The organism is Burkholderia sp. 22088 (assembly GCF_052045915.1).
Lineage (GTDB): Bacteria > Pseudomonadota > Gammaproteobacteria > Burkholderiales > Burkholderiaceae > Burkholderia > Burkholderia cepacia.
The window spans coordinates 211,834-227,549 of sequence record NZ_JBQEPY010000011.1 but is presented as its reverse complement, the minus strand read 5'-3'; the positions used below and the strand labels follow the sequence as shown (position 1 = coordinate 227,549).

Below are 15,716 nucleotides of genomic sequence, written 5' to 3'. Positions count from 1 at the left end.
GCCGCGCACCCCGTTCCGTCGTGCCGGCCTTACTCGAACGTTTCGAGGGCGAGCAATTCGTCGATCGTCTGCCGGCGGCGGATCAGCCGCGGCGTGCCGCGATCGACGAGCACTTCCGGCGCGAGCGGCCGGCTGTTGTAGTTCGAGGACATCGACGCGCCGTACGCGCCCGCGTCGTGCAGGAACAGCAGGTCGCCGATCTGCGGCTGTGCGAGCTTGCGGTGCGTGACCACGCCGCCCGCGTCCTGCGTGAACACGTCGCCCGATTCGCACAGCGGCCCCGCGATCGCGAGGTCGACCAGCGGCCGTCCGGCCGGCAGCGCGCCATCGTGCGCGTGCACCGACACCGCGTGGTAGCTGCCGTACATCGACGGGCGCATCAGGTCGTTGAAGCCCGCGTCGATCAGCACGAAATCGTGCTTCGGCCGGCGGTTGACGGCCTGCACTTCGGTGACGAGCGTGCCGGCTTCGGCGACGAGGAAGCGGCCCGGTTCGATCTCGATGCGTACCGGGTGGCCGAGATGCCGTTCGATCCGCTTGCGCGCGGCGTCCCACTGGCTGAAGTAGTGACCGACGTCGACGCGCGGCTCGCCGTCGCGATACGGGATCGACAGGCCGCCGCCGGCCGAGATCGCGTCGATGTCATGGCCGAGCGACGTGACGAGGTCGACCATCGCATCGCATACCTGCGACAGGTGGCCGTAGTCGACGCCCGACCCGATATGCATGTGGATGCCGACCAGCTTCAGCCCGTACTGGCGCACGATCTCGATCGCGCGCGGCACGTCGTCGATCCAGATGCCGTGCTTGCTCTGCGGGCCGCCGGTGTTGGTCTTGTTGCTGTGGCCGTGGCCGAAACCGGGGTTGACGCGCAGCCACACGCGGTGGCCGGGCGCATGCTCGCCGATGCGCGCGAGCATGTCGAGCGAACCGGCGTTCACGGTCACGCCGTGCTTCAGCACCGCCGCGAGCGTCGGGCGGTCGATCAGGTCGGCCGTGAACACGACGCCTTCCGGCTCGCCGGCCGGGCTGAACCCGGCCGCGAGGCTGCGCTCGATCTCGCCGAGCGACACGGCATCGACGCACGCGCCTTCCTCGCGCATCAGCTTCAGGATATGGACGTTCGAGTTGGCCTTCTGCGCATAGCGGATCACGTCGAACTGACGCAGTTGGGCGATGCGGTCGCGGATGACGTCGGCGTCGTACACCCACAGCGGGGTGCCGTATTGCTGCGCGAGCGTCGCGAGCTGGCGGGAATCGAGGGACATGGCGGATGAATCGGGTCGAATGAACGGATAACGTGAATGATGCGCCTGTTTATCTATGCAGTAAAATGCCTATTTATCGAAATTCGATTCACATCTGATATAGACGATCATGCTCACGCACCGCCATATCGAGGTCTTTCGCGCGCTGATGGTCACCGGCAGCACGACGCGCGCGGCCGAGATGCTCTATACGTCGCAACCGACGATCAGCCGCGAGCTCGCGCGCATGGAGCAGGTCGTCGGCTTCGCGCTGTTCGAGCGCGCGCACGGCCGGTTGCGGCCGACGATGGCCGCGCTCACGCTGTTCGACGACGTGCGGCTCGCGTATGTGGGGCTTGAACGCGTCGCGGCCACGGCCGCGCGCCTGCGCGAGTTTCGCGACGGTCAACTGTCGGTGATCGCGCTGCCGGCGTTCTCGCACGCGATCCTCCCCGGCGCGGCGCGCCGGTTTCGCGACGCCCATGCGGGCGTCAGCCTGTCGGTCGAAACGCAGGAATCGCCGATGCTCGAAGAGTGGCTGACCGCGCAGCGTTACGACCTCGGGCTGACCGAGCACGACGTCGCGCCGGCCGGCACCGTGCTTACGCCGCTGCTCGAAGTCGACGAAGTATGCGTGCTGCCCGACGGCCATCCGCTGCTCGCGCAGGACGCGATCGATCTGCCGGATCTCGCCGATCGCCCGTTCGTGAGCCTGTCGCTGAACGATCCGTACCGCATCCTGATCGACGAGGCATTTGCGCAGCTCGGCGTGGCGCCGCGCTCGGTCGTCGACACGCCGTCGGCCGTGTCGGTGTGCGCGTTCGTGCGGCAGGGGCTCGGCGTCGCGATTGTCAATCCGCTGACCGCACTCGATTTCGTCGGGCGCGACCTGCACGTGCGGCCGCTCACGCGGTCGTTTCCGTACCGCGTCAGCGTGATCGTGCCCGAGCACCGGCCGAAAAGCCTGCTCGTCGATGCGTTCACCGATGCGCTGCGCGGCGAGGCGAAGGCGATCCGCCGCCGGTTGGCCGCGGTCCTCGGCTGAGGCGGCCGTATGATTGGGCGTTTCGCCGCCATCGCCGTTTTTTCGTCTTTTCCGGAACCGCTCATGACCGATGCTTCCGCTTCCCTCGAACAACCGATTCTCACCGGCGAACGCGTCGAACTGCGGCCGCTCGAACGATCCGATCGGCAGGCGCTGCTGGACGCTGCCGCGGACGGCCGGTTGTGGAACCTGAAGGTCACGGTCGTGCCGGGCCCGGACACGATCGACGCTTACATCGACACGGCATTGCAGGGGCGTTCGGCCGGCACCGTGATGCCGTTCACGATCGTCGCTCGCGCGTCGGGCCGTGCGATCGGCAGCACGCGTTTCTGGAAGATCGATCGCAAGAACCGCAAGCTCGAGATCGGCCATACGTGGCTGAGCGAATCGGCGCAGCGCACGCGTGCGAACACCGAAGCGAAATGGTTGCTGCTGGGTTATGCGTTCGACGTGCTGCAATGCGTGCGCGTGCAGTTCACGACCGACGAGCTGAACGAGAAATCGCGCGCGGCGATCCTGCGGCTCGGTGCGAAGCAGGAAGGCATCGTGCGGCACGAACGGATCATGCCGGATGGCCGCAAGCGCAATTCGGTGCGCTTCAGCATCATCGACGACGAATGGCCGGAGGTGAGGGCGCGGTTGATGGCGAAGCTCGCGACATAACCTGTCGCGTAAGACGCCTGGTGTGCGTCGCGTCGCCGGAGGGGGCGGCGACGCGACGGCAGGGGAAGAAGCCGTGCGCCGCGCACGACGCGCGGCGCGGCGGCGCGTTACTGCGCCGATGCGAGGTGGTGGCGCTCCGCGAGCTTCTGCGCGTCGGCGTAATGCTTCTGCAGGATCGGCAGCGACTGGCGTGCGACTTCCTTCAGCTTCGTGTCGCGGCCCGATGCGATTTCGGCCTGGAAGGCCGAGATGGCCTTCTGCTGGCCGGCGAGCGCGACCTGCTCGATGTACGCCTTGTCGAACTCGGCACCGCGCAGGGTCTTGATGCTGTTCAGCACGGCTGTGTCGGGGTCGTTGGCGGGTACGTCGACGCCGCGCGGGCTGGCTGCGCGCATCGCCTGGATGATCTTTTCATCGTCGGCCGACACGCGTTGCGCGAACGCCTTGACCTGGCTGTCCGACGTGCGCGAATCGGCGATGCGCGCCGCGTCGTGCTGCGTCGACACCGTTTTCGTGCCGTCCGTGATGAATGCCTGGTCGGCTTCGTGGATGCGCGTCGCAGCGGCGGCCGGTGCGGCCGGTGCAGCCGGTGCCGGTTGTGCGGTTTGCGCGGTCGCCGTCACGGCGACGAGAAGCAGGCCAGCGGCAGACAAAGCAAGGCGCGAGACGTGGGGAAAGCGGTTCATGGGACCTCCTTTCAATCGGGGCTCTGGTTGAAAAACGGATCGGGTGATCCGTCGCTGTGCGAGAGACCGGGCGCGCCCGGGCCGGATTCGACCGCCGCTCTGCCGCGGCGCCGGTCGAAGTGTTTCCCGGCCCGACTGATTCTAGGAGGGCGATCCGGTAGCAGGTGCAACCGCGCTGTGGTTTGTGTAACGGTTGGTAAGACGAATCGATGAGCATGCGTGTCGGCAGGTATTGCGTACCTGTCGCGTGCGTGGCGGCGGCAATTTTTGCGCGCATGCGGCGTGCGGGATGCACGTGGGTGTCATCTGGCAGTCATCGTCACGCCGCGGTGACGTGCGCGTCGAGCGTCGACGCTGGCCGGCTCGCGATGCGCGCGAACGCGTCACACGCGGTCGAGCAATGCGTCGAGACGCGGCAGCAACGGCGTCGCGCAATGTGCCTGCAACGCGTCCGGCGCGGTGTAGCCCCACGCAACACCCTGGAATGCGATGCGCGCGCGTCGTGCCGCGTCGGCGTCGCGGATTTCATCGCCCACGTACAGCACTTCGTCGTTGCGCAGGCCGGCTTCGTGAACGAGTGCGCGCAGGCGACGTGCCTTGCCGAACAGCGGAATGCCGCACGCGAAATGTTCGACGCGGCTGCTGGCGTGCGGGCCGAGCCGGTCGCGCACGATCTCCTCGGTGTTCGACGTGGCGATCGCGATGCGGATGCCGCGCGCGGCGAGCGCGTCGAACGTTTCGCCGACACCGGGGAACAACGCCACTTGCGCGACGCGCGGCCGCATCAGGCGACGCATGTCGATCGTCACGCGCGGCACTTTCCACATCGGCACGTCGAGCGCGCGAATGATGTCGCGCGCCGACATCCCGCGCAGTGCCGGGCGCAGCTCGGGCGTGGCGTCGCGAAAGCCGTGCATGCGCGACGCTTCCGACAGCGCTGCGAGAAAGCTGTCGAGCGAATCGGCGAGCGTGCCGTCGAAGTCGAATGCGATGAGGCGGTAGGGCATGAAGCAGCGTGGCGGGTTATCGGGCAGACGACATTGTCACCGAATCGGAGCCCGTCGCCCGCATGGTTGGTTGCGCCCGCGGCGAAACGAGAGGGTCGAGCAGATTCTTCGCGTCGTTCGGATGATCGGTGCTGTCCCTTGTTCCTCGCTGCGCGGCGCGGTATCGTCGACGCTTCGCTTTCCACCACTCTGACCGGAGACCGACGTGCCTGCTGCCACCCCCGCCACGCTGAGATTTTCCACCGACAAGCGCGAACTCGACGTCGACGCGATCTTCGACTTCCTGCATCGCGACGCGTATTGGTCGCAGGGTATTCCGCGCGACGTGGTGGAGAAGGCGATCGAGGGTTCCCTGTGCTTCGGCGCGTATATCGGCGACCGGCTCGTCGGCTTCGCGCGCCTTGTGACCGATCACGCGACGTTCGCGTACCTGTGCGACGTGTTCGTGTTGCCGGCCGAACGCGGCAACGGCTACGGCCGCGCGTTGATCGACCACGTGTTCGCGCAGGAGATGGTGCAGGGCCTGCGCCGCATCATGCTCGTGACGTCCGATGCGCACGAGCTGTACCGGCCGGTCGGCTTCGGGCCGTGCGCGAACCCCGAGCGGGTGATGGAGATCCGCCGCCCGGACATCTACGCGAAACGCTGACGCGCGGCGCAGCGCATACAATACGCGCTTTCCGTTTTTGCCGAAGAGAAACCGATCATGACCGAACAGGAAGCCGAACAGCTCGCGACGCATCGCCACTACAAGGGCGGGCTGTACCGCTACATCGGCATTGCCCGCCATTCCGAAACCGAGGAATCGGTGGTCGTGTACGAACACCTGTGGCCGCATGCGCGCGGGTTGTGGGTGCGGCCGGAAGCGATGTTCAACGGCAACCTCGAAGACGGCACGCCGCGTTTCCGCAAGCTGCGCGACTGATCCTCGGCCGGCCGCGTAAGCCGGCCTTGCGGGCCGGCTGCGCGAGCCGAATGTCGAGCCGAATGTGCGGGTATCAGTCGCCGGCCAGCGCCTTCACCAGTTCCGGCGGTGCGTGCCGGGTCGTGACTTCCGGCGTGCCGTGCCATGCCGCGAGTTTCTTCACCGCCTTCGCGACATCGGCGGCGAGCCCCGTGCCGAACCGCACGCCCGGCTCGACATGCACGGCCTTCAGTTCGAACGTGCGGAGCGTGCGATGCGCCTTCGCGTCGACGCGCCCGACCAGCCGGCCGCGATGCAGCACGGGCAGGCAGAAATAGCCATAACGCCGCTTGTGCTCGGGCGTATAGCATTCGATCGTGTAATCGAAACCGAATAGCGTCGATGCACGCCGCCGGTCCCATACGACCGGGTCGAACGGCGACAGCAGCGTCGTGACCGTCGAGCGCAGCGTGTCGGCCTCGGCGGCCGGCAGCAACGCTTCGAGCGAGCGATGCACGTAGGCCGGCTCCTTCCAGTCGTCGATCGCCACCGGGATCAGGTCGCCCGCGTCGGCGAGCTGCTCGAGCTCCGCGCGGTACGAGCGGCGCGGCAGCCGATAGTAGTCGGCCACCCAGTCCGCACGCACGACGCCGAGTGCACGGCACGTGTAGTCGAGCAGCGCGGGCAGCACGGCTTCGCGCGGCGGCAGGTCGCGCGTGTCGTCCCAACCGGGCAGCACGCGCTCGCGCACGTCGTACACGCGCTGGAAATTGCGGCGTTCCGACACCATCAGGTCGCCCGTCGTGAACAGCACTTCCAGGTGGCGCTTCTCGGGCTTGCGATCCCACCAGCCGTTGCCCTTCACGCCATCCTCGCGGACGAAATCCGCCGACTTCACCGGGCCTTCTTCACGAATCCGCGCGAGCAGCCGCTCGATCTCGGGACGATTCTGTTCATGCCATTCGGCCGCATATTTCCAGCCCATCCCCGACGGATCGAGCATCTTGTAGCGCATCAGGCCGAACTGCTCGACCGGCAGGAAGCACGCTTCGTGCGACCAGTATTCGAACAGGCGCGCCTCGGCGAGATGCTCGTCGAGCCACTGCGGCGAGAAATCGCCGAGACGGCTGAACAGCACGAGATACGGGCTGCGCGCGACGACGTGAATGGTGTCGATCTGCAACTGCGCCATCCGGCGGATCGTGTCGAGCACGTCGGCTTTGGTCGCCTTGCGGCGGGGCGGTGTCAGCAGGCCCTGCGCGGCGAGATGCAGGGCGCGGGCGGCGGCGGGCGAGAGCGTAAGCATCGGAGGGGCGGCCGGGAGTGATGGTCGGGAACCACTTTAGCGCGAAAGCGGCGCGCGCGTGCGACGTGCCGATGCAACGTGTCTGACAATGGTTGACAGATACGTTTCGCAAGTTTCCCTATAGTGCAGTCCATGGCGCGACGAAATGTGCGCGCAACGATTCCGCTTCCGACGCACATATGTCCATGGCACGCAGGAAGCGAATCCGGGATTCTCAACCCCCATCGGGAGACCCGGAGCCCTGAGCGGACATCCATGCGGCTGTGCACCGGCCCCGTGTGGATGTCCGCTGATTTTTTTGTTTTTTCCGGTTTGCTTCGCGGGCGGTTTTCCCTGCTGCCCGTTCTGCCCCGTCGCTATTCCCGCTCGTCCGACTGATTGCTACTGGCGCTTGCCGCGCGCGACTTCGTCGCCGGCGCCGGGCGGCAGCCGCCGCGTGATCGGAATCGATGCGAACGAGCACAGCCCGACCACGACGAACGCGGGCCAGAAATCCGACCACACCATCTTCTGATGACCCTGCAGCCAGTGCGAAACGTGCAGCACGAGGCCGGCCACCGTCACGCCGAGACCGAGCGACATCTGCTGCACGACGCTGCCGAGGCTGGTCGCGCGGCCCGCGTCGCGCGGCGAGATGTCCGCATAGATCATCGAGTTCAGGCTCGTGAACTGCAGCGCGGGGAAGATGCCGCCGACGAGCACGATCAGCCAGATCGCCCAGGTCGCCATGCCGGGATGGAACACGCCGTACGCGGCGATCGCGAGCCCCGCGAATGCCGCGTTGTAGATCAGTACCGTGCGGAAGCCGAAGCGGCGCAGCGTATGGGTGGCCGTCGAGCGGCTCATCGCGCCGCCGAACGCGGACGCGCACGTGATGAGCCCCGAATGGAACGCGCTCATGCCGAGCCCTTCCTGCAGCGCGAGCGGCAGCAGGAACGGCACCGCGCCGAGGCCGATGCGGAACAGCGACCCGCCGACGACGCTCGCGTGATACGTCGGGATCTTGAGGAAGCTGAGGTCGAGCACCGGGCGTTCCTTGCGGCGCGCGTACGGCACGTAGAGCGCGAGCAGGGCGGTGCCGGTCACGCACATGGCGAGGGCGTTCGAGCGTGACGTGAGCGCACCGTCGATCAGCGTAAGGCCCATCAGCAGCAGTGCGGCGCCGCTGGCCGACAGCAGGAATCCGAACCAGTCGAGCGGGCCCGGGTCGGGCTCGTGCGTGTTCGCGATGTGCTTGCTCGCGAGGTAGATCCCGTAGATGCCGATCGGCACGTTGATGAAGAAGATCATCCGCCAGTGCAGGTAGGTCGTGATGAAGCCGCCGACGAGCGGCCCGACCGTGGGCCCGAACAGCGCGGGAATCGCGAGGTAGTTCATCGCGCGCACGAGATCGGAGCGCGGCACGGCGCGGAAAATGATGATGCGGCCGACGGGCACCATCATCGCGCCGCCGACGCCCTGGATGAAGCGCGCGAACGTGAGCACGCCGAGGGAATTGGACGCCGCGCACATCAGCGAGCCGACGACGAAGATGCCGATCGCGGTGCGGAACACGGAGCGCGCGCTGAAGCGGTCGGCCAGCCAGCCGCAGATCGGAATGAACACGCCGAGCCCGACCACGTAGGCCGTGATCGCGATATTCAACGTGACGGGGTTGTGCCCGAAGTCCCTCGCCATCGCGGGCAGGGCGGTGACGATGATGTTCGCGTCGACGCTTTCCATGAACAACGCACAGGCAACGATGAGCGGTGCTAGAAAGACGGGCGACATGGGCTGGGCGCGCGGTAAAGACGCCATTATGCCCACAATGTGACCGTTGAGTCACGTACGGCAACAGATGTTCCGCATATTGCAACAGTCGTTCTTTTCGCGGGCGGCGCGGAAAGAACGACTGCGCAAACGCCGAGCATGCCTGCGCGAGCCGCGCGAATCGAAACTTGCTTGATGTGCACGTTTCGTGCGACAGTCAGGCCCACTCGCAACACAAAACGACGCGCATCGATCGAGGGCCATCGAGACGAGCGCGCGCGCGAACGAGACCTCGTGCCGACCCGCTCACCATCGAAAGGAGGGGACACGTCATGACGTCACGTCGTGCCGCATCGATTGCATCTCGCATCTCAACGCGCATCCCAACCCGCTTTCCGCTTCATCGCTCACCGCCGCTCGGGCGCCCCGCGCCGCGTCTTCGCTGGGCCGCCGCGCTGGCCGTCGCGTATCTCGCCGTTGCCGGCTGCGCCGCGCAGGCCGACAACGCGAACCGGGCCGCCGCGCAGGCGGTCGATCAGTCGGCGGCGCCTGCAACGGCCGCGGTTGCCGGCCCCGCGTCGGGCACGCTGCTGCCGCCGCCGAGCCAGCTCTACGGCGACCTGTTCGTCGCGGTGCAGACCGCGCAGATCTATCCCGACCAGAAGACCTTCGTCGACGCGACGCCCGACAGCGATCCCGCGACGATCGTGCAGTTGTATCAGCAACAGAAATCGCAGCCGGGCTTCTCGCTGAAGGCGTTCGTCGGCCAGCATTTCACGCCGCCCCCGGAAGGCGGCGTCACGCCGCCGCCGAACCAGACGCTGCGCCAGCACATCGACTGGCTGTGGCCGCAGCTCACGCGCACGAGCACGACGGTGCCGCCCTACAGTTCGCTGATTCCGCTGCCGAAGCCGTATGTCGTGCCGGGCGGCCGCTTCCGCGAAGGCTACTACTGGGATACCTATTTCACGATGCTCGGGCTGCAGGTGTCGGGCCGCGAGGATCTCGTCGACGACATGCTCGACAACTTCGCCCATCTGATCGACACGATCGGGCACATCCCGAACGGCAACCGCACGTACTATGCGAGCCGCTCGCAGCCGCCGTTCTTCGCCTATATGGTCACGCTTGCCGCACAGGCCGAAGGCGACAAGGTCTACCAGAAATATCTGCCGGAACTGCGCAAGGAGTACGCGTACTGGATGCAGGGCGAAACCACGACGCCGCGCGGGCAGGCCGCGCGCAATGTGGTCGCGATGCCCGACGGCGCGGTGCTGAACCGCTACTGGGATGCGAGCGATACGCCGCGCGACGAGTCGTATCTCGAGGACGTGACGACCGCGAAGTCGGCGCCGGGGCGTCCGGCGAACGAGGTGTACCGCGACCTGCGCGCGGGCGCCGAAAGCGGCTGGGACTACAGCTCGCGCTGGTTCGGCGACGGCAAGACGCTCGCGACGATCCGCACGACGTCGATCGTGCCGGTCGACCTGAACAGCCTGATGTTCCATCTCGAGACGACGATCGTGAAGGGCTGCGCGCTCACGCGCGACGTGGCCTGCGTGACCGATTTTTCCGGGCGCGCGGCGCGGCGTGCGGCCGCGATCAACCGCTATCTGTGGAACCGTCGCGGCTACTACGGCGACTACGACTGGCAGTTGCGCAAGCCGCGCGACGCCGTGACGGCCGCCGCGCTGTATCCGTTGTTCGCGGGCGTTGCGTGGCCCGAGCGCGCGAAGGCGACCGCGCGGGAAGTGCGCAAGACGCTGCTGCAGCCGGGCGGCCTTGCGACGACCACCGAGAACACGGGGCAGCAGTGGGACGCGCCGAACGGCTGGGCGCCGTTGCAGTGGATCGCGATCGACGGGCTGCGGCGCTACGGCGAACCGGCGCTCGCGAAGGACATCGGCACGCGTTTCCTGTCCGACGTGAAGCACGTGTATGCGACCGAAGGCAAGCTCGTCGAGAAATACGTGGTCGAAGGCGCCGGCACGGGCGGCGGCGGGGGCGGCGAATATCCGCTGCAGGACGGCTTCGGCTGGACCAACGGCGTCACGCTGAAACTGCTCGGACTGTACGGCGAGTGACGCGCGGCACGGGCCGCGCGCTTGCCCCGCGAGAGAACGCACGGGCCAGGCTGTCGCGTGAGCGGCCGTCCGGCCCGTGTCTGCATGCGGCGTGCGTCAGAACACGATCGTCGTGCGCACGCCGACCACCGTTTCGTCCCCGATGCGCGCACCGGCCGCGTTCGGGTTCGGGATGCCGCCGCCCGGACGGAAGAAGTGCTGCAGGTCGGCCTGCAATTGCCACCACGGCGTGACCTGGTACTGGTAGGTCGCCTCGACGACCGTTTCCGCGCGGCGTACCGGATAGCCGGGTGTCGTGTATGCGCCGGTGTCGCCGTCGAGGCCGCGCGCATGCGAGCCGATCTTCGTGTAGCCGACCGCGAGACCCGCGACGTCGTTGTCGCGTCCCTTGAACGGCGCCTTCAGCGTCACGCCTGCATTGGCGGCGAAATCGACGGTATTGCGATCGCCCGGCGCGCCCATCACGCGCGCGAACACGCCCACCGAGCGCGGGCTGTCCGCCGACGGCCGCCACACCATCTGGTCCGCGACCGCATAGAAACTGTAGTTGCCGCGATGCGTGGCCGGCATGCCGTTGCTCGCCGGATTCGCGAGCGACAGGCCGTCGGTGCCGTAGCGCGGATCGTTCGCATGCTGCGACTGATACCAGAAGCCGAGCTTGTACGTGCCCGGCAGGCCGACCGGCTGCGGCGCCTTCGGATCGGCGGGCGGCGCGTTCAGCGCATACTGCACTTCGCCGATCACGAACGCGCCGCTGCGCAGGTTGAAGTTGGTGCCGTGCGCGTTCAGCACCTGCGCATCGCCGTCGGTGCGGCCGGCCGGGTTGCCGTCGAACACGCCGACCATCGCGGTCCACGCATCGGCGGGCTTCACGCGCAGCCGCACACCGAGCGACGACATCGGATACGCGGGGCCGCCGGCCGGCAGATCGGTCGACGGCAGCACGGGCCAGCCGAACGTGGCGTTCATGAAGGCCGACGCGTTCTGGCTCACCATGAATTCCTGGTCGACGCTCTGCTGGCCGACCTTCACGTCGACCTTGTCGTCGAGCAGCGACTGCTGGTACCAGAGCTCCCACAGGCGCGTGGTCGAATTCGCCTCGATGCCGGTCGCGGTCTGCAGCGTCTGCAGATAGCGCTGCGTGAGGTTGGTGCCGTGAATCTGCAGCGCCGACACGTTGAACGTGCCGCCCGGCAGGCCGACCGCCTTGCCGGTGTCGACGTCGAAGCCGAACTGCGTGAGCCCCTGGTAGGCGCCGCCGCGACCCGTGCCGCCCGACGTGTTGTACAGGTACTCGCTGGTCTCCTGCAGGTTCAGCGTGATGCCGTGATCGCCCAGCACGTCGCGCAGGCCGCCCATGTTGCCGAGCAGGTTCGAGCGCTCCCGGAAGCCGGTGGGCGCGGTGGCCTGTTGTGCGGGAGCGGCGGCGTCGCCGGCGCCGGCCGCCGGTTCGGCCGAGGCGGGCAGCGAAGATTGCGCGAACGCGGGAGCGGCGGCGAGCGACAGCAGCAGCGCGGCGAGCGCATCGAGGCGGAGCGTGCGCGGAACGTGTTCGAGAGGGTTCTTCATGTGGGCTCCGTTGGTGGTTTGATTAGTGAGGCTGAAGAAGCGAAAACGTGATGCGGGAAGCGTGGCGGGACTGTCGCGCAGCACGGCTGCGCGACGGAAGATTTACGGCAGCCAGCCGCCGATACGCCACACCTGCGCGAAGCCGAGGCGCGGCGCGGCCGAGCACAGCAGCGCGACGAGCGCGACCGCGGCCGCCATCACGGCGAACAGCAGGCAGTCGAGCGGGCGGGGCGCTGCCGGCACGTGGGCGAGCGCCGAGCTGCGCCAGTTGCCGAGCGCATGGGCAAGTGGCGAGAGGCCGGAAACGAACGAGCGGTCGCGTGCGACATGCACGATGCGCTTGAGCCTGACCGCGAGCGATTGAAGAAACATGACGCTGCCTCCGTCCGGTCCGGCGAAGGCCGGACGACGTGATCGAGCGCGGGCGCGTGACGCGGCCTGCGATCGGAGGGTGGAACGTAACGGAGCGTGCAACGGACGAACCGGCGATGGCCGGCCCGGAAGGATGCGCGCTAACCCGACGAATGCGAGCTAGCGGCGTAAGACATGCGTCTGGCTGCTATCTCGCGATGGCTTGGCCGGCCTGGACCGGCGTCGAACTGCAACTAGAGCATGTGTCCACGGAGGGACTCCTGTGATGAATTGCGGCGGATTGTATTCGCGTCGTTTGCTGCAGTGCAAGTAAAAAACGCATGAAAGGCGCCGTGCGTGGCGGATGCATCGCCGTGGAGCGCGAGGGTGCGAGGCCGCCACGACGAGGCGACGGCCGGGTGCCGCGCCGTTGTTCGCACACATCGGATGGTGACCGTGACATGACGCGCTGAAAGGTTTCGGCACGTCGTTTCAAGGGCAATTCTTTCAGTGCCGCGAAGGCGGAAATTTATTTCGGGAAATGGGGTTTGGCGGGGTTGACTTCACTTTCGGGCCGTCCATAGAATCCGGCATCTTCACTCTTGGGGCCGCCGCCTTGGACGCCTGCAGTAGTCGATCTTCGAACGAAATTTCCGCCTGAGCGACCGACGTCCGCGCCTCATCGAAGCCGCCGTTTGTCCCCCGGGCAAACGGTGCGCGCAGCAGTATTCCGCAGCAAATTCCTACGTGCACCCTGATTCGCGCCGGTTAGCGTGATGCGTTTTCGCATGCGCCGCCCGGTTTCACCGCCGCCCGGCAGGCGGCCGCGTTCGCGCACGCCTTTCCCCGGCGCGCGAATGCCGGCCCGCACGCCTGACGGCGGTCAACCGTGTTCTCCGGAACACCGCACAGGAGCCGCCATGAACGACAGTGACAGTTGTCCCTTATGCCCGTTGCACGCACAGACCCTTTTGAACCCGGGTCGCAGGGACAATCCGGCCGACTAGCCTGCACGTCGTTCAGGCTCCGGACTGGCCCCGCGCCCACCACGCGGCCGGCACGCTTGCCGTCGCCGCACGGAGCCAGACCATGAACTTCGGCCTTCTGCTGTCGAATCTCCCGCACGTCACGGAATCGCGCAACCACTACGACGCGATGCTGATGCTCGACGCTCGTCCGCGGGTGTTCTCCCGCCTGTTGAACCGGCTGAAATCGCTGATCTGCTGAAAGCAGCGCCGAGCGCGCCTCGGCATGCGCACGCGCGGCCGCCATCGGGCGGTCGCCCCGCGCGCATCCCAAGGTCGCACGCTCACCAGATAACCATTAGCCGTACGGAACACATCATGTCCACGCCATCCAACGTTTCTCCACCGATCGCCGTCGAACGCGCCGCCGTGCTCGACGAGGCCCACCTTGGCGACATCCGCGGTGCGCTCGGTACGATCGCGCATCACGACACCGGCACGCGCGGCTCGTGGTGGGCGCGCCTGCGCACGCTGCTGGCGATCATCGGCCCGGGTCTCATCGTGATGGTGGGCGACAACGACGCCGGCGCATTCGGCACCTACACGCAGGCCGGCCAGAACTACGGCACGACGCTGCTGTGGACGCTGCTGCTGCTCGTGCCCGTGCTCTACGTGAACCAGGAAATGGTGCTGCGCCTCGGCGCGGTGACAGGTGTCGGCCACGCACGGCTGATCTTCGAGCGCTTCGGCAAGTTCTGGGGCGCGTTCAGCGTGATCGACCTGTTCCTGCTCAATGCGCTCACCATTGTCACCGAGTTCATCGGCATCACGTTCGTGCTGGATTTCTTCGGGCTGCCGAAGGTCGCGGGCGTGTGCGTGGCCGCGGCGCTGACCATGGCCGCGGTGAGTACCGGGGATTTCAGGCGATTCGAGCGGTTCGCGATCGGGCTGTGCGTGCTGAGCCTGCTGCTCGTGCCGGTGCTCGTGTCGATCCATCCGCCCGTCGCGCAGATGACGCGCGATTTCTTCGTGCCGAACTGGCCCGCGCACGCGAAGCTGTCGGACGTGATGCTGCTCGTGATCGGCATCGTCGGCACGACCGTCGCGCCGTGGCAGCTGTTCTTCCAGCAGAGCTACGTGATCGACAAGCGCATCACGCCGCGCTTCATGAAGTATGAAAAGGCCGACCTGTGGATCGGCATCGCGTTCGTGCTGATCGGTGCGGTCGCCATGATCGGTTTCAGCGCCGCGCTGTTCAACGGGCATCCGGAAGCCGGCAACTTCGCCGACGCGGGCGGCATCATCGCGGGCCTCGAGAAGTATGCCGGCCGCACGAGCGCAACGCTGTTCGCGGTGGCGCTGCTCGACGCGTGCATCATCGGCGCGGCGGCCGTGTCGCTGTCGACGGCCTATGCGATCGGCGACGTGTTCAAGATCCGTCACTCACTGCACCGCGGCGTGTCCGATGCGAAGGGGTTCTATCTCGTGTATTTCGGCATCGTCGCGGCCGCGGCCACGTTGGTGCTGATTCCGGGCAGCCCGCTCGGCCTGCTGACCGAAGCGGTGCAGACGCTCGCGGGCGTGCTGCTGCCGAGCGCGACGGTGTTCCTGCTGGTGCTGTGCAACGACCGCCAGGTGCTCGGCCCGTGGGTCAACTCGACGAAGCTCAACGTGTTCACCGGTGCGGTGATCTGGGTGCTCGTGCTGCTGTCGATCATCCTCACTGCGTCGGTGATGTATCCGGACATCAGCGGCGAAGCGATCGTCGACGTGCTGGTCGGCGGCACCGTGCTCGCGATCACGGGCTACATCGCGACGGTATTGATCCGTCGCAACAAGCGCGTGATCGAACCGGCCATCGATCGCACGTTGCGCGACACGTGGCGCATGCCGCCGCTCGATACGCTCGAGCCGCAGAACATGACGCTGGCGACGCGAATCTGGATGGCCGTGCTGCGCGGCTATCTCGTGATCGCGGTCGGTCTCGTGATCGTCAAGGTGGTGCAGATGACGCTGCTGAAGTAACGCAGGCCGTCTGCCAGGAAGCGGCGCCGCGCCGCAGCCCGCACATGCCGGCCTCCGTGGCCGGCATGTGCGTTTACGCGCTTGCTTGCGGCACGTCGCACGCGCCGCGCGATGG

14 protein-coding genes are annotated in these 15,716 nt (G+C 67.1%); 7 read left to right on the top strand and 7 right to left on the bottom strand.

Annotated features, from left to right (window positions below; genetic code table 11):
* Positions 1-29 precede the first annotated feature (29 nt).
* The gene (gene lysA, locus ACTJLD_RS22505) at positions 30-1,268 is read right to left on the bottom strand and encodes a diaminopimelate decarboxylase (RefSeq protein ID WP_027789542.1); all 1,239 of its coding nucleotides are present in this window, start codon (positions 1,266-1,268) and stop codon (positions 30-32) included.
* Positions 1,269-1,377: 109 nt separating this feature from the next.
* Here lysA and ACTJLD_RS22500 point away from each other — a divergent pair, with 109 nt between their 5' ends.
* Positions 1,378-2,292 (top strand): LysR family transcriptional regulator, encoded by a 915-nt coding sequence (locus tag ACTJLD_RS22500; RefSeq protein ID WP_059698619.1) that lies wholly within the window; start codon positions 1,378-1,380, stop codon positions 2,290-2,292.
* A gap of 63 nt (positions 2,293-2,355) precedes the next feature.
* Positions 2,356-2,955 (top strand): GNAT family N-acetyltransferase, encoded by a 600-nt coding sequence (locus ACTJLD_RS22495; RefSeq protein ID WP_334010471.1) that lies wholly within the window; start codon positions 2,356-2,358, stop codon positions 2,953-2,955.
* A 107-nt stretch (positions 2,956-3,062) separates the two neighbouring features.
* Here the strand turns inward: ACTJLD_RS22495 and ACTJLD_RS22490 are convergent, their stop codons facing one another.
* Together ACTJLD_RS22490 and ACTJLD_RS22485 are read right to left on the bottom strand one after the other, a co-directional pair.
* Positions 3,063-3,641 (bottom strand): DUF4142 domain-containing protein, encoded by a 579-nt coding sequence (locus ACTJLD_RS22490; protein WP_027789539.1) that lies wholly within the window; start codon positions 3,639-3,641, stop codon positions 3,063-3,065.
* 383 nt (positions 3,642-4,024) lie between these two features.
* Entirely contained in the window at positions 4,025-4,648 is a 624-nt protein-coding gene (locus ACTJLD_RS22485) for an HAD hydrolase-like protein (protein ID WP_059587015.1), read from the bottom strand.
* 205 nt (positions 4,649-4,853) lie between these two features.
* Here ACTJLD_RS22485 and ACTJLD_RS22480 point away from each other — a divergent pair, with 205 nt between their 5' ends.
* Complete coding sequence (locus ACTJLD_RS22480) at positions 4,854-5,297, top strand: GNAT family N-acetyltransferase (RefSeq protein ID WP_027789537.1); 444 nt, start codon at positions 4,854-4,856, stop codon at positions 5,295-5,297.
* A gap of 57 nt (positions 5,298-5,354) precedes the next feature.
* The gene (locus ACTJLD_RS22475) at positions 5,355-5,573 is read left to right on the top strand and encodes a DUF1653 domain-containing protein (RefSeq protein WP_226134167.1); all 219 of its coding nucleotides are present in this window, start codon (positions 5,355-5,357) and stop codon (positions 5,571-5,573) included.
* A 73-nt stretch (positions 5,574-5,646) separates the two neighbouring features.
* Here the strand turns inward: ACTJLD_RS22475 and ACTJLD_RS22470 are convergent, their stop codons facing one another.
* Together ACTJLD_RS22470 and ACTJLD_RS22465 are read right to left on the bottom strand one after the other, a co-directional pair.
* Positions 5,647-6,858, bottom strand: coding sequence for a winged helix-turn-helix domain-containing protein (locus tag ACTJLD_RS22470; protein WP_060086268.1), 1,212 nt, complete (start codon positions 6,856-6,858; stop codon positions 5,647-5,649).
* Between the two features lie 381 nt (positions 6,859-7,239).
* Positions 7,240-8,628: an MFS transporter gene (locus tag ACTJLD_RS22465; RefSeq protein ID WP_174392515.1), complete on the bottom strand. Its 1,389-nt coding sequence runs from the start codon at positions 8,626-8,628 to the stop codon at positions 7,240-7,242.
* 311 nt (positions 8,629-8,939) lie between these two features.
* Between ACTJLD_RS22465 and treA the strand changes: the two genes are divergently transcribed.
* The gene (gene treA, locus ACTJLD_RS22460; protein WP_440659712.1) at positions 8,940-10,691 is read left to right on the top strand and encodes an alpha,alpha-trehalase TreA; all 1,752 of its coding nucleotides are present in this window, start codon (positions 8,940-8,942) and stop codon (positions 10,689-10,691) included.
* A gap of 96 nt (positions 10,692-10,787) precedes the next feature.
* On the opposite strand, the gene ACTJLD_RS22455 is transcribed toward treA, so the two are convergent.
* Both ACTJLD_RS22455 and ACTJLD_RS22450 read right to left on the bottom strand, forming a co-directional pair.
* Positions 10,788-12,260 (bottom strand): carbohydrate porin, encoded by a 1,473-nt coding sequence (locus ACTJLD_RS22455; RefSeq protein WP_440659711.1) that lies wholly within the window; start codon positions 12,258-12,260, stop codon positions 10,788-10,790.
* A gap of 102 nt (positions 12,261-12,362) precedes the next feature.
* Positions 12,363-12,632, bottom strand: coding sequence for a hypothetical protein (locus ACTJLD_RS22450; RefSeq protein WP_060173303.1), 270 nt, complete (start codon positions 12,630-12,632; stop codon positions 12,363-12,365).
* 1,068 nt (positions 12,633-13,700) lie between these two features.
* On the opposite strand from ACTJLD_RS22450, the gene ACTJLD_RS22445 reads away from it, so the two are divergent.
* Complete coding sequence (locus ACTJLD_RS22445) at positions 13,701-13,838, top strand: hypothetical protein (RefSeq protein ID WP_177203587.1); 138 nt, start codon at positions 13,701-13,703, stop codon at positions 13,836-13,838.
* A gap of 116 nt (positions 13,839-13,954) precedes the next feature.
* Positions 13,955-15,601, top strand: a complete 1,647-nt coding sequence (locus ACTJLD_RS22440) for an NRAMP family divalent metal transporter (RefSeq protein ID WP_027789528.1) — start codon at positions 13,955-13,957, stop codon at positions 15,599-15,601.
* Positions 15,602-15,716 lie beyond the last annotated feature (115 nt).